This is a genomic window from Pseudomonas sp. XWY-1 (assembly GCF_002953115.1).
Taxonomy (GTDB): domain Bacteria; phylum Pseudomonadota; class Gammaproteobacteria; order Pseudomonadales; family Pseudomonadaceae; genus Aquipseudomonas; species Aquipseudomonas alloputida.
The window spans coordinates 1,261,936-1,281,304 of the sequence record NZ_CP026332.1; the positions used below are offsets into that span (position 1 = coordinate 1,261,936).

At 62.2% G+C, this 19,369-nt stretch carries 18 protein-coding genes; 8 read left to right on the top strand and 10 right to left on the bottom strand.

Annotated features, from left to right (window positions below; genetic code table 11):
• Window positions 1-83 precede the first annotated feature (83 nt).
• Together PRJ_RS06005 and PRJ_RS06010 are read left to right on the top strand one after the other, a co-directional pair.
• Entirely contained in the window at window positions 84-803 is a 720-nt protein-coding gene (locus PRJ_RS06005; protein ID WP_104960929.1) for an OmpA family protein, read from the top strand.
• Window positions 804-901: 98 nt separating this feature from the next.
• Entirely contained in the window at window positions 902-1,177 is a 276-nt protein-coding gene (locus tag PRJ_RS06010) for a DUF1145 domain-containing protein (RefSeq protein ID WP_003254892.1), read from the top strand.
• A 119-nt stretch (window positions 1,178-1,296) separates the two neighbouring features.
• On the opposite strand, the gene PRJ_RS06015 is transcribed toward PRJ_RS06010, so the two are convergent.
• Entirely contained in the window at window positions 1,297-1,761 is a 465-nt protein-coding gene (locus PRJ_RS06015; RefSeq protein ID WP_021785832.1) for a CopD family protein, read from the bottom strand.
• A 98-nt stretch (window positions 1,762-1,859) separates the two neighbouring features.
• On the opposite strand from PRJ_RS06015, the gene dinG reads away from it, so the two are divergent.
• From dinG to pdxH, 5 genes are all read left to right on the top strand, one after another.
• Window positions 1,860-4,004 (top strand): ATP-dependent DNA helicase DinG, encoded by a 2,145-nt coding sequence (gene dinG, locus PRJ_RS06020; protein ID WP_003254889.1) that lies wholly within the window; start codon window positions 1,860-1,862, stop codon window positions 4,002-4,004.
• 79 nt (window positions 4,005-4,083) lie between these two features.
• The gene (locus tag PRJ_RS06025) at window positions 4,084-6,318 is read left to right on the top strand and encodes a beta-galactosidase (protein ID WP_104960930.1); all 2,235 of its coding nucleotides are present in this window, start codon (window positions 4,084-4,086) and stop codon (window positions 6,316-6,318) included.
• A 133-nt stretch (window positions 6,319-6,451) separates the two neighbouring features.
• The gene (locus PRJ_RS06030) at window positions 6,452-7,597 is read left to right on the top strand and encodes an EstA family serine hydrolase (RefSeq protein WP_004576208.1); all 1,146 of its coding nucleotides are present in this window, start codon (window positions 6,452-6,454) and stop codon (window positions 7,595-7,597) included.
• 99 nt (window positions 7,598-7,696) lie between these two features.
• Window positions 7,697-8,674: an OmpA family protein gene (locus PRJ_RS06035; protein ID WP_104960931.1), complete on the top strand. Its 978-nt coding sequence runs from the start codon at window positions 7,697-7,699 to the stop codon at window positions 8,672-8,674.
• Between the two features lie 19 nt (window positions 8,675-8,693).
• The gene (gene pdxH / locus PRJ_RS06040) at window positions 8,694-9,341 is read left to right on the top strand and encodes a pyridoxamine 5'-phosphate oxidase (RefSeq protein ID WP_064492950.1); all 648 of its coding nucleotides are present in this window, start codon (window positions 8,694-8,696) and stop codon (window positions 9,339-9,341) included.
• 39 nt (window positions 9,342-9,380) lie between these two features.
• On the opposite strand, the gene PRJ_RS06045 is transcribed toward pdxH, so the two are convergent.
• Window positions 9,381-9,614 carry a hypothetical protein gene (locus PRJ_RS06045; RefSeq protein ID WP_104960932.1) on the bottom strand — a complete coding sequence of 78 codons (234 nt, stop codon included), beginning with the start codon at window positions 9,612-9,614 and terminating at the stop codon, window positions 9,381-9,383.
• Window positions 9,615-9,761: 147 nt separating this feature from the next.
• Here PRJ_RS06045 and PRJ_RS06050 point away from each other — a divergent pair, with 147 nt between their 5' ends.
• A complete protein-coding gene (locus tag PRJ_RS06050; protein ID WP_009684613.1) occupies window positions 9,762-10,226 on the top strand; it encodes a glycine zipper 2TM domain-containing protein in 465 nt (154 codons plus the stop codon).
• A 69-nt stretch (window positions 10,227-10,295) separates the two neighbouring features.
• Here the strand turns inward: PRJ_RS06050 and nhaA are convergent, their stop codons facing one another.
• The 8 genes from nhaA to livH form a co-directional block, all read right to left on the bottom strand.
• A complete protein-coding gene (nhaA, locus tag PRJ_RS06055; RefSeq protein ID WP_177413599.1) occupies window positions 10,296-11,489 on the bottom strand; it encodes a Na+/H+ antiporter NhaA in 1,194 nt (397 codons plus the stop codon).
• 277 nt (window positions 11,490-11,766) lie between these two features.
• A complete protein-coding gene (locus PRJ_RS06060) occupies window positions 11,767-13,374 on the bottom strand; it encodes an NAD(P)/FAD-dependent oxidoreductase (protein ID WP_019750617.1) in 1,608 nt (535 codons plus the stop codon).
• Window positions 13,375-13,477: 103 nt separating this feature from the next.
• Entirely contained in the window at window positions 13,478-14,152 is a 675-nt protein-coding gene (locus tag PRJ_RS06065) for a COG3650 family protein (RefSeq protein ID WP_104886598.1), read from the bottom strand.
• A gap of 110 nt (window positions 14,153-14,262) precedes the next feature.
• On the bottom strand, window positions 14,263-15,573 hold the full coding sequence (locus PRJ_RS06070; protein WP_104960600.1) for an IS4 family transposase: 1,311 nt from the start codon (window positions 15,571-15,573) through the stop codon (window positions 14,263-14,265).
• A gap of 106 nt (window positions 15,574-15,679) precedes the next feature.
• Window positions 15,680-16,381, bottom strand: a complete 702-nt coding sequence (locus PRJ_RS06075; RefSeq protein ID WP_003254879.1) for an ABC transporter ATP-binding protein — start codon at window positions 16,379-16,381, stop codon at window positions 15,680-15,682.
• Window positions 16,382-17,149, bottom strand: a complete 768-nt coding sequence (livG, locus tag PRJ_RS06080; RefSeq protein ID WP_020192376.1) for a high-affinity branched-chain amino acid ABC transporter ATP-binding protein LivG — start codon at window positions 17,147-17,149, stop codon at window positions 16,382-16,384. It lies immediately after the preceding gene.
• Window positions 17,146-18,402: a high-affinity branched-chain amino acid ABC transporter permease LivM gene (locus PRJ_RS06085; protein ID WP_104960934.1), complete on the bottom strand. Its 1,257-nt coding sequence runs from the start codon at window positions 18,400-18,402 to the stop codon at window positions 17,146-17,148. The genes livG and PRJ_RS06085 overlap by 4 nt, the downstream gene beginning before the upstream one ends.
• The gene (gene livH / locus PRJ_RS06090) at window positions 18,399-19,322 is read right to left on the bottom strand and encodes a high-affinity branched-chain amino acid ABC transporter permease LivH (RefSeq protein ID WP_008097482.1); all 924 of its coding nucleotides are present in this window, start codon (window positions 19,320-19,322) and stop codon (window positions 18,399-18,401) included. Before livH ends, PRJ_RS06085 begins: the two co-directional genes overlap by 4 nt.
• Window positions 19,323-19,369: the final 47 nt, after the last annotated feature.

The following is a 19,369-nucleotide window of genomic DNA, read 5'->3' on the forward strand; positions in this document are numbered from 1 at the left end:
AGGCGCCCGTGCCTTGAGCAGTGGCACGGGCGCGTCTTCATGCCGGCCAGCCGTTTGTGGCCAATGACACAGGAGCATTCAGCATGAGTGTGACGTCGAAGGCGGCTTTGCCGCTGTTGGTGGCTGCCAGCCTGCTCACGGGCTGCGCTACGCACAGCGATGGCAGCGCGCCCCTCAATCAAAGGACCTGGCCCATCTGCAGCCTGCTGGGCGGCTTGGTCGGTGGTGGCCTTGGTGCCATCGAGAGTTCTTCCTGGGCTGCCGGTGGTGGCGCCTTGGGCGCCATCGCCGGCGGGCTGATTTGTTACGCCCAGGACGGTGACGAAGATGGTGACGGCATTTTCGACCGGCGCGATCACTGCCCCGAGACCCCGGCCAACACGGCGGTCGACCACATGGGTTGCCCACTGAAACAGTACCCGGCCGCGCCACCTGCCAGTGCACCCGAATCCTCGCCAGAGGTGATCACCCTCGATGACAACGGCGCGGTGATGTTCGCCTTCGACTCCGCCGAACTGACGCCGGCGGCCCAGCAACGCCTGCAAGGCCTCGTGGAGAAGCTCAATTCACCGACGGTGGCCAAGGTTCGTGTGATCGGGCACACCGACAGTGTGGGCTCCGACAGCTACAACCAGGCACTTTCCGAACGCCGCGCCAGCAGCGTTGCCGAGTACCTGATCGGCCAGGGTCTGGAGATGGGCAAGGTCACCAGCCAGGGCCGTGGGGAAAGCGAGCCGGTTACCGACAACGAAACCGAGGAGGGCCGTGCGCGCAACCGACGGGTGGAGCTGCACCTCAACTGAGTGGTGCTGGCGCCTGCCTCGGCATTGCCGTTAATGTTGTTCGCACAGTTTGCTCGATCAGGCCACCTCGACATGACAACCATCTATAGGGGCGTGGTATGAAGTTCATCCTGGGCCTGGGCAAGGTCCTGACGGTCGCTTTCTGGGGGGTGGTGCTGTTCAATCAGCTGATGCCACAACCCTTGCCCTTCAATCTGCTGATCAATGCCGCAGGCATCGTCTTGTTTGGCCTGCACCTACTTGAAGTGCTGTTCTTCAATCGCAGCCTGCGCGGGCGCAGTCACCGTTGGTTTGACCGTTTGCAAATCCTGTTGACGGGAATCTTCCATGTCATGTCCATTCCCCGTCCGCGGGAGGCGCCGCGGGTGAACTGATCTTGCAGCGTACTAATTCTCGCTGCTCCCTTGCAGGAGTGGGCTTGCCCGCGAACACTGGCAACGCCGGTGCCATCCATCGTGGCACCTGCTTCACTGCTGTTTGCACGCAGCGCCTGTCAGATCACCAGCCGCGAACTGGCCACCGCAACCACGGCCAGCCCCAGCAGCAGATTGATACCCACCATCCTCCGAATGCGCCCGAGTACCGCCGCCCCCGTCGGCCAGTCCTCGGCCTGCACCGCTGCCTTCAATTCCGGCAGCAGCAACGCCTGAATGCGCATGAACAAGGCAAGCATGGCGATCCCGCCACCGATCATCACGTGCACGTACCTGGGCGCCGTCTCGAAACCGCTGAAGCGCATGTGCAACATGCCGATACCACTTATCGCCAAAATCGCCACCGCCAGCCAGACCCAGCCGAAGAAGCGTCGGAAAACTTCCACCCACAAGCGCAGGCGGGCAGGCCCTTCAAGGGCTGCAACCGTTGCCGGGCGCAGCACCAGCCAAGCGAAGAACATGCCGCCGACCCATACGAGTGCGGCCAGAACATGCAGTGTGTAGGGCAGGGCAAAGGCGAGCATTCGGATCTCCATGCGGCAGAAAGGGCAATAGCGGGTTATGATAGCCGCCCCATGTGAAACACTGAAAATATATCCAGCCCTTCGGGCGCCTGCAGACCATGATCAGCAACGAACTCAAAGCCACTATCCAGGGCGCCTATTCGCGTTTTCTCGAAGCCAAGAGCCTCAAGCCGCGCTATGGCCAGCGCCTGATGATCGCCGAAGTGGCCAAGGTGCTTGGCGACATTGCCTGCGACGATGAAGGCCGCCGCGCTGGCGAGCCTGCCGTGGTGGCCGTGGAAGCGGGCACCGGTACCGGCAAGACGGTAGCCTACAGCCTGGCGGCCATCCCGGCAGCCAAGGCCGCCGGCAAACGCCTGGTGATCGCCACGGCCACCGTGGCCCTGCAGGAACAGATCGTCTTCAAGGACCTGCCCGACCTGATGCGCAGCAGCGGCCTCAACTTCAGCTTCGCCCTGGCCAAGGGCCGTGGCCGCTATCTGTGCCTGTCCAAGCTCGACATCCTGTTGCAGGAAGGCCACGCCCAGTCAGCCACGGCTCAGTTGTTCGAGGAAGAAGGCTTCCGCATCGAAGTCGACGAGCGCAGCCAGAAGCTGTTCAACAGCATGATCGAGAAGCTTGCCGGCAACCGCTGGGACGGTGACCGTGACAGCTGGCCAGAGGCCCTGGAAGACCAGGACTGGGCACGGCTGACCACCGACCACAGCCAGTGCACCGGCCGCCACTGCCCCAACTTCCAGCAGTGCGTGTTCTACAAGGCCCGCGAAGGCATGGGCAAGGTCGATGTGATCGTCACCAACCACGACATGGTCCTGGCCGACCTGGCCCTGGGTGGCGGTGCGGTGTTACCCGACCCGCGCGATACCATGTACGTGTTCGACGAAGGCCATCATCTGCCAGACAAGGCGATCGGCCATTTCGCCCACTATTCGCGGCTGCGTTCCACCGCCGACTGGCTGGAGCAGACCGCCAAGAACCTGACCAAATTGCTGGCCCAGCATCCGCTGCCCGGCGACCTGGGCAAGTACATCGAGCAGGTGCCGGAGCTGGCGCGAGAAGTACGCACCCAGCAGCAGTTCATGTTCACCCTTTGTGAACAGGTGGCTGACTTCCGTCCCAGCGAGGACACCGAAGGCCGTGAGCGCCCGCGTTACCGTTTCGAGGGTGGGGTGGTGCCGGAGCAGATTCGTGAAGTGGGCATCGAACTGAAAAAGGGCTTTGCCCGCCTCAACGATCTGTTCACCCGCCTGGCTGACCTGCTCAAGGAAGGCATGGACGGCGAGGTCAATATCGGCATCGCCAGCCACCAGGCCGAAGAGTGGTATCCGCTGTTCGGCAGCCTGGTCACCCGTGCCCAGGGCAACTGGGAGCTGTGGACGGCCTTCACCGCCGAAGACCCGGAAGACAGCCCGCCCATGGCGCGCTGGCTGACCTTGGCCGAAAGTGGCGCGCTGTTCGACATCGAAGTCAACGCCAGCCCCATCCTCGCCGCCGATATGCTGCGGCGCAGCCTGTGGAGCGTGGCCCACGGCGCGCTGGTGACCTCGGCGACATTGACCGCGCTAGGCAAGTTCGACCGTTTCCGCATGCGTTCGGGGTTGCCGCGCGACGCAGTCACCTGCGTGGTGCCCAGCCCGTTCGTGCATGGCGATGCCGGCCTGTTGCGGGTCCCCGACCTGCAGGCCGACCCACGCGATGCAGCAGCGCACACCGCGGCGATCATCCGCGAACTGCCGAACATCGTCGAAGATGCCCGTGGCGCGCTGGTGTTGTTCTCGTCACGCAAGCAGATGCAGGATGTGTTTGACGGTCTGGACCGTGACTGGCGCAAGCTGGTGCTCATCCAGGGCAACCTTTCAAAGCAGGAAACACTGAACAAGCACAAGGCGCGGGTCGACGATGGCCAGCACAGCGTGCTGTTCGGCCTGGCCAGCTTTGCCGAGGGTGTCGACCTGCCGGGCGCGTATTGCGAGCACGTGGTCATCGCCAAGATTCCCTTTGCTGTGCCCGACGACCCGGTCGAAGCTGCGCTGGCCGAGTGGATCGAGGCACGTGGCGGCAACCCGTTCATGGAAATTGCCGTGCCTGACGCCTCGTTGAAGCTGATCCAGGCCTGCGGCCGCCTTCTGCGTACCGAGCAGGATCGCGGCGTTATCACCTTGCTTGACCGGCGCTTGGTCACGCAGCGCTACGGCAAGGCTATTCTCAATGCGCTGCCGCCGTTCCGGCGGGAAATTTCCTGATCGCCGGAGCACTTGCGCCGGCGCATTGTCCATTACTCGTCTTGGACCCATCAGGGTCCTGAAGGAGAGCCCCAGCCTTATGATCCGCCGCACCCTGCCCGCCGTATTCGCCTTGTTGTGCAGTTCGCCCTTGCTGGCCGGGCAGCAAACGCTGTTCAGCTTCGTGCGCCCGGCTTCGGTGGTCAATGTGGCGACGGTGGATGCCGGCATGCCGCAGTACAACGCGGAACAAACGGCCGAGGGCGAGGTGTTGCGGCGTGTGGTGTTCAACCCGGCCCAGCAGCCGACCCTGCGCCTGAGCCCGCAGAGCGGGGTGTGGGACTGGTCCGCCGGGCAGTTCCTGACCTTGCGCCTGCAAAGTGCCATGGATTGGGCATTGACCGTGGATGTCACAGTGCAAGGCAGCGATGGCCGCGTCTTGACCAGCCGTATCGACCTGCCCGCTGGCCCCGCGCAAACCGTAATGGTGCCCCTGACGGCCAGTTCGCCGCTGGACCAGGGCATGCGCGCCGGCCCGCCGATGCCCTGGAACCATGGTGGTCAGCGCCTCCTTTTGACCAGCAGTGCCGGTGCAGTCGACCTCAAGCAGGTGACCTCGGTCAGCCTGAGCATCCCCAGCCCCAAGGTGGCGCAGAGCCTGCTGATCGAGCGTGTCGGTATCCAGGATGACGACCAGGCGTACAGGGCGGCCTACCACGAGCTGATTGATGCTTATGGCCAGTCGACTCGCGGTAACTGGCCCGAGAAGGTATCCAGTGACGAGCAGCTCAAGGCGGCCGATACCCGTGAACAGCAACAGCTCAAGGGCTGGTTGGCAGAGCGCGGCAAGCAGCAGCTGGACGCTTACGGTGGCCTGGTGGGCGGTCCGGCCTTTGCAGCCAAGGGCTTCTTTCGCACTGAAAAGCGTGATGGCCGCTGGTACCTGGTAACGCCGGATGGGCACCCGTTCTATTCCCTGGGTGTGAACGCCGTGGCGGCAGACGGCGGGCGTACGTATGTCGCCGGGCGCGAAGGCATGTTCAAGGCCTTGCCCGCTGAGGGCGATGCACTGGCCGCGTTCTATGGCGAAAGCAACAACGACGATGGCAATGCCTCGTCGCAAGGGCGCAATTTCAAGCAGGGGCGCTGGTTCGACTTCTACGCCGCCAACCTGCAGCGTACCTATGGCAAACCCTGTCCGCCCGCAGTGGAGGGCCAGCCAGCCGATTGCGCGCCGCCGGTGCTGGATGCCGACCGCTGGCAGGCGCATGCGCTTGATCGCCTTCAGGCCTGGGGGTTCAACACTGTTGGCAACTGGAGCGAGCCGACGCTTGGCCAAGCCAGACGCATGCCGTATACCTTGCCGCTGTCGATCGTAGGCGACTACGCCAGCATCAGCACGGGCATGGACTGGTGGGGCCGCATGCCCGACCCGTTCGACCCGCGTTTTGCCATGGCCACCGAGCGTGCCGTGGCCATCGCCGCTCGTGATCACCGTGACGACCCTTGGCTCATCGGCTACTTCGCCGATAACGAACTGGCATGGGCCGCCCCTGGAAGCGACCCCAAGAGCCGTTATGGCCTGGCCTACGGCACCTTGCGCCTGACCACCGATGTGCCAGCCAAACGCGCATTCCTCAAGCAGTTGCGCGACAAGTATCGCAACCAGGAAGGGTTGTCCAAGGCCTGGGGCATCGAACTGACCGCCTGGGAACTCATGGAAGATCCTGGCTTCGAGGCGCCGTTGCCTGACCCGGAGCACCCGGAAATCGAACGTGACTACCAGCACTTCCAGCGGGTATTTGCCGAGACCTACTTCAAGACCATTTCCGATTCGTTGAAATGGCATGCGCCCAATCACATGCTCCTGGGTGGCCGCTATGCAGTTAGTACGCCGGAAGCGGTCAAGGCCTGTGCCGAGTTCTGCGATGTACTGAGCTTCAACTTCTATACCCTCAAGCCACAGGACGGCTACGACTTTGCCCGCCTGGCAGAGCTGGACAAGCCGGTGCTGGTGTCCGAGTTCCAGTTCGGCTCGCGTGATCGCGGGCCGTTCTGGCCGGGGCCATTGGAGCTGGCGCGGGAAGAGGATCGCGGCCCGGCCTATGCAAACTTCCTCAAGGCAGCCATGGCGCAGCCGATGATCGTTGGCGCGCACTGGTTCCAGTACCTCGACCAACCGGCCAGCGGTCGCCTGCTCGATGGTGAGAACGGCCACCTGGGGCTGGTGGCGATTACCGATATGCCCTATCCAGGGTTTGTCGATGCCGTGCGCAAAAGCAATCTGCAAACCATGAACCAACTGCGTGCCGAGCTGGAAAAACCGGCCCCCTGAGATCAGGCAGATGCAGTCAACCCAGGTGAGAGCGGCCTTGTGTCGCGACCACTTGGCCCAAGCCAGTTTGCAAAACACCCAACTACTGAAACAATGCACACCTTTTTGGATATGGTCGTACGGAGAGCAGCGGGTGCAGATCCAGGGTCACTATGAGCTGAAGTTCGAAGCTGTGCGCGAAGCTTTTGCCGCGCTGTTCGATGATCCCCAGGAGCGTGGCGCCGCGCTGTGCATCCAGGTGGGTGGCGAAACCGTCGTTGACCTGTGGGCCGGCAGTGCCGACAAGGACGGCCAGCAGGCCTGGCACAGCGATACCATCGCCAACCTGTTCTCCTGCACCAAGACCTTTGCGGCCGTTACCGCCCTGCAGCTGGTCGGCGAGGGCAAGCTGGCCCTCGATGCCCCGGTGGCCAACTACTGGCCCGAGTTCGCCCAGGCGGGTAAGCAGTCGATCACCTTGCGTCAGCTACTCAGCCACCGTGCCGGCTTACCGGCCATACGCAAGCTGTTGCCGGCTGAAGCCTTGTATGACTGGCAGTTCATGGTCGATGCCCTGGCAGCCGAGACACCGTGGTGGACGCCAGGCACAGAACACGGCTATGCCGCCATCACCTATGGCTGGCTGATCGGCGAGCTGATTCGCCGTGCCGACGGCCGTGGCCCTGGCGACTCGATCGTGGCCCGCACCGCCCGCCCATTGGGGCTGGATTTCCATGTTGGCCTGGCCGACGAGGAGTTCCACCGCGTGGCGCATATCGCCCGTGGCAAGGGCAATGCTGGAGACAGCGCAGCGCAACGCTTGCTGCAGGTGACCATGCGCGAGCCTGAGGCGCTGTCGACCCGTGCCTTTACCAACCCACCCGCGATACTGACCAGCACCAACAAACCGGAATGGCGACGCATGCAGCAGCCAGCGGCCAATGGCCATGGCAACGCACGCAGCCTGGCGGGGTTCTATGCCGGGCTGCTGGACGGCAGCCTGCTTGAATCCGAACTGCTCGATGAGCTGACTCGCGAGCATAGCCTTGGCCAGGACCGTACCTTGCTCACCCAGACCCGTTTCGGCCTGGGTTGCATGCTCGACCAGCCCGATGTGGCCAATGCCACCTTTGGTCTCGGCGCCCGCGCCTTTGGCCACCCTGGTGCCGGTGGTTCGGTCGGTTTTGCCGACCCGGAGTACGATGTGGCCTTCGGTTTTGTGGTCAATACCCTCGGCCCTTATGTGCTGATGGACCCACGCGCCCAGAAACTGGTACGCGTCCTTGCCAGTTGCCTTTGATCGGGTAATGCGGGTATTGCCACCCCCCTTTGACTATTCTCAATGCCAACGCCTGAAGTTCGTAGGCAAAATATCTTTCTATTTCATGGTGTATCGCTGATGTCTTCACATAAAACCTTAGCACTCGCCCTGTGCCTGACCGCCGTTACCGGCTGCGCCAGCCACTCCCCGGACGGCTCCAAGGAAGGTGGCTCCAGCTGGTGGCCTTTCGGTTCGGACAAGGTTGCCGAGCAGGAAGTGAAGTCAGCCGTCACTGAAAACGTGGCCAAAGCCGATGCCAAATCCGAAAGCTCCAGCCGCTGGTGGTGGCCGTTTGGCGGTGACGACAAGCAAGCCAAGGGGCCGGTGGTACCGAAGATCGATCAGAAGGCCACGCAGGCCTGGCTGGACGAATACGAGCCCAAGCTGCGCGAAGCGATCAAGGACAGCAAGCTGGAGCTGGAGCGTCGTGACAACGTGCTGGCGGTAACCCTGCCGGTGGACAGCTCGTACAATCCTGATCGCCCGAACATGTTGCTGCCCATGTCCCTGGGCCCGATTACCCGCGTTGCCAAGACTGTCGAAGGCGACCCCAAGACTGCCGTGCTGGTACTGGGCCATGCCGACAGCAGCGGCGCCGCCGTTGCCAACCAGAAGCTCAGCCTGGAGCGCGCCGCTTCGGTATCGGCCATCTTCCGCCTCAGCGGCCTGCAGCGTGACCGCCTGACCCTCAAGGGCATGGGTTCGGTGATGCCGCGCGCTGCCAACGACAGTGCCGAGGGGCGCGCCCTGAACCGCCGCGTGGAAATGTTGCTGACTCCGCAAAACACCATGGTCGCGCTGCTGGCCAAGTACCAGCAGGCCGCCCCGGCACCCGCCCCGGCCTCGATGGTGGCGGTGCAGGATGCCAAGGCACCCGCCTCCAAGGCCGCTGGCAGCAAACCGGCCGTCAAGGCTGCGGCGAAGAAACCGGTAGCCAAGGCCAAAACGCCTGCGAAGACTGCAGCCAAGAAAAAAGCTGCGCCGGCCAAGCCTGCAGCCAAGAAAGCTGCCGTTGACAAGAAAGTAGCTGCCAACAGCCCTGCGAAGACCAACTGATCGTCAAGGAACCGCAGTAATGACCCAATCCCTGGCCGATATGCGCCGCGATTACACCCGTGATGGCCTGGCCGAAGCCCAGGCACCAGGGGAGCCGTTCGCCCTGTTCCACCAGTGGTTCGCCGATGCGGTGAAAACCGAGCAGGTACCGGTGGAAGCCAACGCCATGACCTTGGCCACCGTGGACGGCGAAGGTCGCCCGCATTGCCGTGTATTGCTGTTGAAGGGGCTCGACGAGCAGGGTTTCACCTTCTTCACCAACTACGACAGCGCCAAGGGTCAGCAACTGCAAGCCAACCCCTTTGCGGCAATGACCTTCTTCTGGCCTGCGCTGGAGCGTCAGGTGCGCATCGAGGGTCGGGTGCAGAAGGTCACGGCGCAGGAGTCGGATGCCTACTACCAGGTGCGCCCGCTGGGCAGTCGCCTGGGGGCCTGGGCTTCGCCACAGAGCCGCGTGATTGCCGGGCGCGAAGAGTTGGAGAGCCTGGTAAAGGCCACCGAAGCGCGTTTCTCCGACACCCAGCCGCACTGCCCTGAGCATTGGGGGGGGTACCGGTTGTTGCCCGAGCGCATCGAGTTCTGGCAGGGGCGGCCAAGCCGCCTGCATGACCGGTTGAACTATCGACTGGTGGATGGGCAGTGGCTGCGAGAGCGGCTGGCGCCCTGAGCAACCGGGGCCGCCAAGCGGCCCCAGCCATTGATCAAGCTACCCCGTATAACCTGCTGCCTCGCGCTCCAACCACCCCGCCAGTTGCTTACGCCCCACCTTCTCCTGCCGCGCCTGCGCCAACCTTTCCAGCATGAACGCGCGTTTTTCAGGATCGGTCCCTGCCAGCGACAACGCCAGGTCGCGGTCCATCCAGCGGCGCATGCGCACATACAACCACCAGTGGAAATACAGTCCCGCAACGGTGGTGACCACGACGATGAAGTAATCCATGGCTATTCTTGGTCTCACTTGAAAGGCCTTCGACACAGCCCGGCAGGCTGTACCCCGGCTGAATGAAAACAATTTTATTACGTTTGTACCGTGACAGCCGTCAATGTGCAGCGTCTAATGAGCACCTGACTTATGGAGACTTTACCCATGCGTAAATCCGCTTTGCTGGTGGCGACCTTTACCACCATGTCGCTGCTGCTGGGGGGCTGTGCCTCGAGCCTGACCGGTGACAGCTACTCTCGTGACGAAGCCCGCCGCGTGCAAACCGTGCGTATGGGTACCATCGAATCCCTGCGTCCGGTCAAGATCGAGGGCACCAAGACCCCAATTGGCGGCGGTGCCGGTGCCATCGTGGGTGGCGTAGCCGGCAGCGCCGTGGGCGGTGGCCGTGGCAGCATCGTGGCTGCCGTGATCGGTGCCGTGGCCGGTGGCTTGGCCGGCTCCGCAGCAGAAGAAGGCCTGACCCGTACCCAAGGTGTCGAAATTACCGTTCGTGAAGATGATGGCAGCATGCGCGCTTATGTGCAGGCCGTGCAGGAGAACGAAATCTTCCGCGTTGGCGACCGCGTGCGCATCATGACAGTTGACGGTACCAGCCGCGTTTCGCACTGACCGTAGCGCAGTCAAACAAAACCCCGACATGGCTGATGCCAGTCGGGGTTTTTTCATGCCTCAGCCAAGTCAGGCAATGCTGGTTTTGCGGCTGGCCATTGCGGTGACGGCGTAGCCGATCACCGCGGCAAAGAACGAACCAGTAAGAATGCCCATGCGGTCCATGCCGGCGTACTCACTGCTACCCGGGGCGAAGGCGAGCGAGCCTACGAACAGGCTCATGGTAAAGCCAATGCCGCAGAGTATCGCCACCCCCAGAATTTGCCCCCAACCAGCGCCCGCAGGCAGCGCGGCCAGGCGCAGCTTGACCGCCACCCAGGTCAGGCCGAAAACCCCCACGGTCTTGCCCAGCAACAGGCCGATCGTGATGCCCATCGGCACGGGGTGGGTGAAGCTGTCTACGGTCATGCCTGCCAGCGAAACGCCGGCATTGGCAAAGGCGAAAATTGGCAGGATGGCATAGGCCACCCAGGGCTGCAGGGCGTGTTCCAGCGCCAGCAGCGGCGACGATTCAGCATTGCGTGTACGCAGCGGGATGCAAAAGGCCAGGGCGACACCGGCCAAGGTGGCATGCACGCCACTCTTGAGCACGCAGACCCACAGGATCAGGCCAACGATCATATACGGGCCAAGCTTGATCACACCAAGCCGGTTCATCGCCACCAGCACCAGCAGACAGGCCGCAGCCAGCAGCAGCGACACACTCGACAGGGTGCCGGAGTAGAACAGGGCGATGACAATGATCGCACCCAGGTCGTCGATGATCGCCAGGGTCATCAGGAACAACTTCAGTGACACCGGTACGCGTTTGCCGAGCAGGGCCAGGACACCGAGGGCGAAGGCGATGTCGGTGGCGGTAGGGATCGCCCAACCGGCCACGGCCGCAGGATTGTCACGGTTGATGAACCAGTAGATCAGCGCTGGCACCACCATGCCGCCCACGGCTGCGGTGGCAGGCAGAATCACTTGTGAGGGCTTGGACAGGTGACCGTCGACCACCTCGCGTTTGACCTCCAGGCCGATGAGCAGGAAGAACAGGGCCATCAGGCCGTCGTTGATCCACAGCAGCAATGGCTTGGCGATGTTCAGCGCGCCGACCTGGATGGCGACGGGTACCTCGAGCAAGCCGCCGTACAGGTCGGACAGTGGCGAGTTGTTGATGATCAGGGCCAGAACGGCGGCGGCGATCAGCAGCAGGCCGCTGGCGGCTTCGAGCTGGAAGAATCGGGTAAACAGGCTACGCACGGGCTGTAGGCCCTCCATGAGCAGTTTACGCAGGGTGCGGGCGTACACCCTAGCCTGTAGAGATATGCTTTCAAACAAAAGACATATTCGTTTTTGTTATATGTTGTTGCTGACAGGCCTGGGGCAAGCCTAGATGGATTTGGGGAAGGATGGGGGAGGGGAAGTCTGGAGTAGGTGCTGGAATAGTCTGATGCCGGACCGGGCCCTTTCGCGGGTAAACCCGCTCCTACAGGGGATCATTGTTCCGTGTAGGAGCGGGTTTACCCGCGAAGAGGCCCTGTCAGTCGATAAAGCATCAGAGGCCGAGCATATCCCGCGCCACTGCCTCGGCGATGCGAATGCCATCCACACCGGCTGACAGGATCCCGCCCGCGTACCCGGCCCCTTCACCCGCTGGGAACAGCCCTTTGAGGTTCAGGCTCTGGTAATCCTCACCGCGGGTAATCCGCAGTGGCGAAGAGGTACGCGTCTCGATCCCGGTCAACACTGCATCATGCAGGTTATAGCCCTTGATCTGCCGGTCGAACGCCGGCAGTGCTTCACGGATCGCCTCAATGGCGAAGTCCGGCAGGCTCGGCGCCAGGTCACCCAAGGTCACGCCCGGCTTGTAGGACGGCTCGACACTGCCCAGTGCGGTCGAGGGCCGGCCGGCGACAAAATCACCCACCAGCTGTGCCGGGGCCTGGTAGTTGCTGCCGCCCATTACATAGGCGTGCGCCTCCAGGCGCTCCTGCAGTTCGATACCGGCCAACGGGCCACCCGGGTAGTCGCGCTCGGGGTCGATGCCGACGACGATGCCGGAGTTGGCGTTGCGCTCGTTACGCGAATACTGGCTCATGCCGTTGGTGACGACTCGCCCTGGCTCGCTGGTGGCCGCGACCACGGTGCCACCCGGACACATGCAGAAGCTGTATACCGAGCGGCCATTCTTGGCGTGGTACACCAGCTTGTAGTCGGCGGCACCCAGTTTCGGGTGGCCGGCATACTTGCCCAGGCGTGCCTTGTCGATCAGCGTTTGCGGGTGCTCGATACGGAAGCCCACCGAGAACGGTTTGGCTTCCATGTAGACACCTTTGGCGTGCAGCATGCGGAAGGTGTCGCGGGCGCTGTGGCCCAGGGCCAATACCACATGGCGCGAGTGCAACTGCTCGCCGCTTTCAAGCACTACACCGGTCAGTTGGCCATCTTCGATCAACAGGTCGGTGACCTTCTCCTGGAAGCGCACTTCGGCCCCCAGGGCGATCATGTCCTGGCGCATCTGTTCGACCATGCCGGTGAGGCGGAAGGTGCCGATGTGCGGCTTGTTGATGTACAGGATTTCGTCTGGCGCACCGGCCTTGACGAATTCTTCCAGCACTTTGCGGCCGTGGTGTTGCGGGTCCTTGATCTGGCTATACAGCTTGCCGTCCGAGAAGGTACCGGCGCCGCCTTCACCGAACTGCACGTTGGACTCGGGGTTGAGCACGCTCTTGCGCCACAGGCCCCAGGTGTCCTTGGTGCGCTGGCGCACTTCCTTGCCACGTTCGAGGATGATCGGCTTGAAGCCCATTTGTGCCAGCAACAGGCCGGCAAAGATGCCGCACGGGCCGAAACCGACCACGATCGGGCGCTCCTGCAGGCCTGCCGGGGCCTGGCCGACGAACTTGTAGGTGACGTCTGGAGCCGGGCCGATGTTGCGATCATCGGCGAACTTGCTGAGCAGCTCGGCCTCGTTGCTGGCTTCCAGATCGATGGTGTAGATGAACAGCAGTTCGCTGTTCTTCTTGCGCGCATCGTAGCTGCGCTTGAACAGGTTGAAGCTGAGCAGTTGCTCGTCGCGGATGCCCAGGCGCTGGACGATGGCTTCGCGCAGCGCTTCGTCGGGATGGTCCAGGGGCAGCTTCAGTTCGGTGATTCGTAGCATGGCAGGGTCCAGTATCCCGGCCATGGGCGGCCGGCGGCTTTACACAAACCGCCAAGTATAAGCTGTTAGCCGCCCCGACTGGCAGGATAAAAGCGCCCGGCGATCAGTTGTCGCGCGCACCACCGTAGTAACCGCAGCCGCGCAGGGTCTGGCCGTCGATGCGCAGTTCGGCGCGCAAGTGGCGTACGGCGCCGGTGGCGCTGTCGACGCAGCGTTGCGGGGCGACCCACAGTTCCACGTGCTGGCCGTTGGCTTCGCTGGTCAGGGTCAGGCCGCCGCCGGGCACTTCTTCTTCGAGGAATGGCAGGGGCAGCGGGTCTTTGCCGATGCGGTTAAGCACCATGCCCTTGCCGCTGGCCTTGATGTCCCAATCCGGTTCATGGCCATTGGCGCGCAGGGTCAGCTGCTTGAAGTTGGGGTCGTCGCAAGCGCGGGTGGAGGGTTCCAGGCGGTACAGGCGGCTGACTTCCAGCTGGCCGTCGTTGTCGGCCTGCTTGGCGCCAGTGAGGCGACCGCGCACGTCGGCGAACAACTTGGCGTTGGCGTCCTTGGCCAGGTTGGCGGACTCCTGCAGGATGCCGGTGCCGGCAACGTCGTTGATCACGAAGCGGCGTGCTTCGCTGCAGGGCTTGAACAACAGGCGGCCGCCGTTGGCGCTCAGTTCGCCCTGCATGCGCGTGGTGCCGATGTTCGGGTCACGGGGCTTCTCGGCCAGTAACTGGCAGCCAGCGAACAGGGGCAGCAGGGCACTGAGCAGCAGGGTAGGGGTGAGACGCATGAGCGGGCTCCGGGGGAATCTTTGCCAAAGAGCTGGCCACGATACACGTCCTGCGGGCAGAAAAAAGGGCCCGAAGGCTAATGCCAGTCAGTTAAGCTGACTGGCATTTTTCATTTTCGGGTGGGGTACTTCGCTGGACGTTGCTTCACCGTTCGCGGAAACCATCGGTCAGGCCGTCGATGTGGCAAGACATATTGTGCCGCCGAAGCCTGCAGATCCGACAAAAATCCCGGCAAATTTCCGGGGTGGTTCAAGGATGTGCCATGCAGCAAGCCCAGTATTGCCCAGCTACAGGCAGTAAAACTCATCTCGCATGGGTACACACCAGGGCACTGTCGAGACATTTGCACCATCTGATAACGCAACAGGTTGTAGCCCAGCAGTACGCCCCATAGCTCTTGCGCAATCATCTCCGGCGTCTTGCTTCTCAGCGTATATTCACCACCTAAAAGCCCTTGCTTGATCTCTCGATATCCCAGTTCGATTTCCCAACGCTGACTGTAAAGGTCGACGATCTCATCACCCGGGAAACGCAGCGGATCGACCATTGAGGTCAGTACGCTCACCACCTTGCCTTTAATCGTCTTGCTTAACAGCCGTGCTCGAGTCTCCAGCGGCAGGCCGGGCCATTGCTTACGGGCTTGTGGCGAGGTGCGCAGAATGACTACGGCATCGTTGCGCCCAAGCTTGTGCTCGACTTCGTACTGGCTACCCTTCTTCAAAGGAATAAGCCAATGACGCTGCTCGCCTTGTGATTGCCAGTGATGCAGCAAACCCAACGAGTAGAAACCTTTATCGAACAGGGTCAGCGAGTGATCAGGCGTGGTAGCGATCAACTGTTCGGCCAGCTTCATTTCGCTACTGTGATAGCTCTCGAAAGTACTGCTTATCAGCAGATGGCTAGTCAGTTCCATCTGGCAGACCATTCGGACTTGAGGGTAACTGCCATCGCCATGCTGATTGGTCGCGCCGCCGTAGCACGCCCGATTTTCTGCGGTGTCGGGGGTATTCCAGACGACGCCATCCACACCCAAAAGTGTTAACCCCAACCATTGAGGGTGTTGGACTTCTGCATGCCATCGCTGCTGGGTGAGCGAAAACACCTCGCGAACCGCTTCGCTACCCAGCCGTTGCCGTCCCTGAACAACAGCGCTGGGCGCCACCAGCGGTCGCTTGCCCGGCAGCATGATGTCCATGTGATTCACGACATCCCAAGCCGACATCCGGCGGAACAACGCCATGCCGATGATGCACCAGACCAGGCTTTCCAACGGCAACCGGCGCTTACGTATAGTCGAGACACCTGCCGTTTCGAAGGCCTGTTTCACAATGTCTGGATCAAGCAAGGCTCCAAGCCCTTCGAGGGCATGTGGCCGCGATGCCATTTCATGAGTGAGGGACAGGGCTTTTGACAGGCGCATAAAAAATCCGATGCTCGTTTCCAAGCATCGGATTTTGCGGCCTATGGGCTAAAGGTCAATGCGTCAGTCTTAACTGACTGGCATTAGCCCGAAGGCCCTTTTTCATTCAACCCCCGAGGTAGGCATCGCGTACCTTCGGGTCGGTCAGCAGTGCCTCACCGGTGCCCTGCATCACCACCCGACCGTTCTCCAGCACGTACGCCCGGTCAGCGATCTTCAACGCCTGGTTGGCGTTCTGCTCCACCAGGAACACCGTCACGCCATCGCGGCGCAGCTGTTCGATGATGTCGAAGATCTGCTGGATGATGATCGGCGCCAGGCCCAGCGAAGGCTCGTCGAGCAGCAGCAGCTTGGGCTTGCTCATCAGCGCCCGGCCGATGGCCAGCATCTGTTGCTCGCCACCGGACATGGTGCCGCCGCGCTGGATGTAACGCTCTTTCAGGCGCGGGAACAGTTGCAGGACCTTGTCCAGTTGTTCCTGATAGTCGCCCTTGTCGGTGAAGAAACCGCCCATGGCCAGGTTTTCCTCGACAGTCAGGCGAGCGAACACGCGGCGGCCTTCCGGCACTACCGCGATGCTCTTGCGCATGATGTGCGAGGACGGCTGGCCTACCAGCTCTTCGCCCAGGTACTTGATGCTGCCGCTGTGCGCCTGCGGCGAACCGCACAGGGTCATCAGCAAGGTCGACTTGCCGGCACCGTTGGCGCCGATCAGGGTGACGATCTCGCCCTGGTTGATCTCTACGTTGACGCTGTGCAGCGCCTGGATCTTGCCGTAGAAAGTGGAAACGTTTTCAAACTTCAGCATTTACGCTTCCCCCAGGTAGGCTTTGATCACGTCAGGGTTGTCGCGGATCTCTTCCGGCGTGCCGTCGGCCAGGGGGGTACCCTGGTTGATCACCACGATATGGTCGGAAATGCTCATCACCAGCTTCATGTCGTGCTCGATCAGCAGCACGGTGACGTTGTGCGACTCACGCAGGTAGGCGATCAGAGCCTTGAGGTCTTCGGTTTCCTTCGGGTTCAGGCCGGCCGCCGGTTCATCGAGCATGATGATGCGTGGCTGGGTCATCATGCAGCGGGCGATTTCCAGGCGGCGTTGCTGCCCGTAGGCGAGGGTGCCGGCGGTACGGTTGGCGAACTCGGTCAGGTTGACCTTCTCCAGCCAGTACTGCGCACGCTCCAAGGCTTCCTTCTCGCTGCGGCGGAAACTCGGGGTCTTGAACAGGCCGGCGAAGAAGTTGGTGTTGAGGTGGCGGTGCTGGGCAATCAGCAGGTTTTCCAGCGCGGTCATTTCCTTGAACAGGCGCACGTTCTGGAAGGTCCGCACCACGCCCTTGCGGGCGATCTGGTGGCCGGCCAGGCCCTGGATCGGCTGGCCATCGAGCAGGATGGTGCCGTCGCTGGGCTTGTAGAAGCCGGTCAGGCAGTTAAACACGGTGGTCTTGCCGGCGCCGTTCGGGCCGATCAGCGCCACTACCTGTTTCTCCTTGACGGTCAGGCCCACGCCGTTGACCGCCAACAAGCCGCCAAAGCGCATGCTCAGGCCGCTGACTTGCAGAATTTCGCGGCTCATCGGGGCAGCTCCATCTGTGGACGTTGCATAGGCAGCAGGCCTTGCGGACGCCAGATCATCATCAACACCATCAGCGCACCGAACATCAGCATGCGGTATTCGCTGAACTCACGCATCAGCTCAGGCAGCAGGATCATCACGATGGCCGCGAGAATCACGCCCAGTTGTGAGCCCATGCCACCCAGCACGACGATGGCGAGGATGATTGCCGACTCGATGAAGGTGAACGACTCCGGCGTCACCAGACCTTGGCGCGCGGCGAAGAAGCTGCCGGCGAAACCGGCGAAGCAGGCACCCAGGGTGAATGCCGAGAGCTTGATCACGGTCGGGTTCAGGCCCAGAGCACGGCAGGCGATCTCGTCTTCACGCAGGGCTTCCCAGGCACGGCCGATCGGCATGCGCAGCAGGCGGTTGATCACGAACAACGCCAGCAGGGCCAGCAGCAGGGCCACCAGGTACAGGAAGATGACCTTGTTGATCGAGTTGTATTGCAGCCCGAAGAACTCGTGGAAGGTCTGCATGCCCTCGGCCGCACGGCGTTCGAAGGTCAGGCCGAAGAACTCCGGCTTGGGGATGTTGCTGATGCCGTTGGGGCCGCCGGTCCAATCGGTGAGGTTACGCAGGAACAGGCGGATGATCTCACCGAAACCGAGGGTCACGATCGCCAGGTAGTCACCACGCAGGCGCAGCACCGGGAAGCCGAGCAGGAAGCCGAACGTGGCAGCCATCAGGCCGGCAATCGGCAGGCACACCCAGAAGCTCCAGCCCAGGTAATGCGAGAGCATGGCGTAGCTGTAGGCACCGACGGCATAGAAGCCCACGTAGCCGAGGTCGAGCAGGCCCGCCAGGCCGACCACGATGTTCAGGCCCAGGCCCAGCAACACGTAGATCAGGATCAGCGTGGCGATGTCGACCGCACCGCGAGAGCCGAAGAACGGCCATACCAGTGCCATCACGATCAACCCGATGATGACATAGCGCTGGGTCTTGGGCAGGGTGAGGTAGTTGCTGACTGCCGGGGGGATCAGCTTGCGATCCGATCGGCGGCCCATCACCGAACTCCACTGCTTGTCGAACAGCACGCGCAGGAACATCAGCACCGAACAGACGGCGATGATGCTGATGGTGAACGAGCCCTGACTGTGCACGACCAGGCTGATGCCGTCGATGCTCAGTTTCAGGCCCAGTACCGGGAAGGCCACGGCCCAGACCAGCAAGGCGCTGAAGAACGCCTGTTTGAGATTTCTGTTCATACTTTTTCAACCTCCGGGCGGCCCAGGATGCCGGTCGGCCGGAATAGCAGGACAAGAACCAACAAGCCGAATGCCACCACGTCCTTGTACTGGTCGCCGAAGATATCGGCACCGAACGCTTCGGCCACGCCCAGCACCAGCCCGCCGAGCATGGCGCCCGGGATGCTGCCGATGCCACCCAGTACCGCCGCGGTGAAAGCCTTCAGGCCCACCAGGAAACCGGCGTTGGGGTTGATCACCCCGTACTGCATGCTCAGCAGCACGGCCGCCACGGCAGCCAGGGCGGCACCGATGACGAAGGTGAGGGCGATGATGTTGTTGGTGTTGATGCCCAGCAGGTTGGCCATCTTGATGTCCTCGGCACAGGCGCGGCAGGCGCGGCCCAGGCGGGAACGAGAGATGAACAGGGTGAGCAGGGTCATGGCCACCAGGGTGACGACGAACACCAGGATTTGCATGTAGCTGATCAGTACTTCTTCAGCACCGCCTGGCCCGAAGGAGAAACTCCCGGGGATCAGGTTGGGGATGGACTTGTCCTTGGAGTCCTGCGAAAGCAAGACCGTGTTCTGCAGGAAGATCGACATGCCGATGGCAGAAATCAGCGGGATCAGACGGTTGCTGTTGCGCAGGGGGCGGTAGGCAACCCGTTCGATACTGTAGCCATAGGCACTGGTGACGAAGATCGTCGCGACGAAGGCGACGGTCATCAGGATCGGCAGCGAATGGATACCCATCATGGCCAGGCCCGCCAGGGCGATGAAGGCCACGTAGGAACCGATCATGTACACCTCGCCGTGGGCGAAGTTGATCATGCCAATGATGCCGTACACCATCGTGTAGCCGATGGCGATCAAGGCATAGGTGCTGCCGATGGTCAATCCATTAACCAGTTGTTGGAAGAAATGGTAGATCTCAGGCATTACAGCGCTCCTAAAAACCTGATTTGCATTTCACTGGCAGGGGTACG

Bases quoted from the DNA above. Each gene is read 5' to 3' on its own strand.
- pdxH (WP_064492950.1), top strand. From the start codon at position 8,694: ATGACCCAATCCCTGGCCGATATGCGCCGCGATTACACCCGTGATGGC.
- PRJ_RS06010 (WP_003254892.1), top strand. From the start codon at position 902: ATGAAGTTCATCCTGGGCCTGGGCAAGGTCCTGACGGTCGCTTTCTGG.
- livH (WP_008097482.1), bottom strand. From the start codon at position 19,322: ATGCCTGAGATCTACCATTTCTTCCAACAACTGGTTAATGGATTGACC.
- PRJ_RS06015 (WP_021785832.1), bottom strand. From the start codon at position 1,761: ATGCTCGCCTTTGCCCTGCCCTACACACTGCATGTTCTGGCCGCACTC.
- PRJ_RS06035 (WP_104960931.1), top strand. From the start codon at position 7,697: ATGTCTTCACATAAAACCTTAGCACTCGCCCTGTGCCTGACCGCCGTT.
- PRJ_RS06085 (WP_104960934.1), bottom strand. From the start codon at position 18,402: ATGAACAGAAATCTCAAACAGGCGTTCTTCAGCGCCTTGCTGGTCTGG.
- PRJ_RS06075 (WP_003254879.1), bottom strand. From the start codon at position 16,381: ATGCTGAAGTTTGAAAACGTTTCCACTTTCTACGGCAAGATCCAGGCG.
- PRJ_RS06050 (WP_009684613.1), top strand. From the start codon at position 9,762: ATGCGTAAATCCGCTTTGCTGGTGGCGACCTTTACCACCATGTCGCTG.
- dinG (WP_003254889.1), top strand. From the start codon at position 1,860: ATGATCAGCAACGAACTCAAAGCCACTATCCAGGGCGCCTATTCGCGT.
- PRJ_RS06045 (WP_104960932.1), bottom strand. From the start codon at position 9,614: ATGGATTACTTCATCGTCGTGGTCACCACCGTTGCGGGACTGTATTTC.
- PRJ_RS06070 (WP_104960600.1), bottom strand. From the start codon at position 15,573: ATGCGCCTGTCAAAAGCCCTGTCCCTCACTCATGAAATGGCATCGCGG.
- PRJ_RS06025 (WP_104960930.1), top strand. From the start codon at position 4,084: ATGATCCGCCGCACCCTGCCCGCCGTATTCGCCTTGTTGTGCAGTTCG.
- nhaA (WP_177413599.1), bottom strand. From the start codon at position 11,489: ATGGAGGGCCTACAGCCCGTGCGTAGCCTGTTTACCCGATTCTTCCAG.
- livG (WP_020192376.1), bottom strand. From the start codon at position 17,149: ATGAGCCGCGAAATTCTGCAAGTCAGCGGCCTGAGCATGCGCTTTGGC.
- PRJ_RS06065 (WP_104886598.1), bottom strand. From the start codon at position 14,152: ATGCGTCTCACCCCTACCCTGCTGCTCAGTGCCCTGCTGCCCCTGTTC.
- PRJ_RS06060 (WP_019750617.1), bottom strand. From the start codon at position 13,374: ATGCTACGAATCACCGAACTGAAGCTGCCCCTGGACCATCCCGACGAA.
- PRJ_RS06005 (WP_104960929.1), top strand. From the start codon at position 84: ATGAGTGTGACGTCGAAGGCGGCTTTGCCGCTGTTGGTGGCTGCCAGC.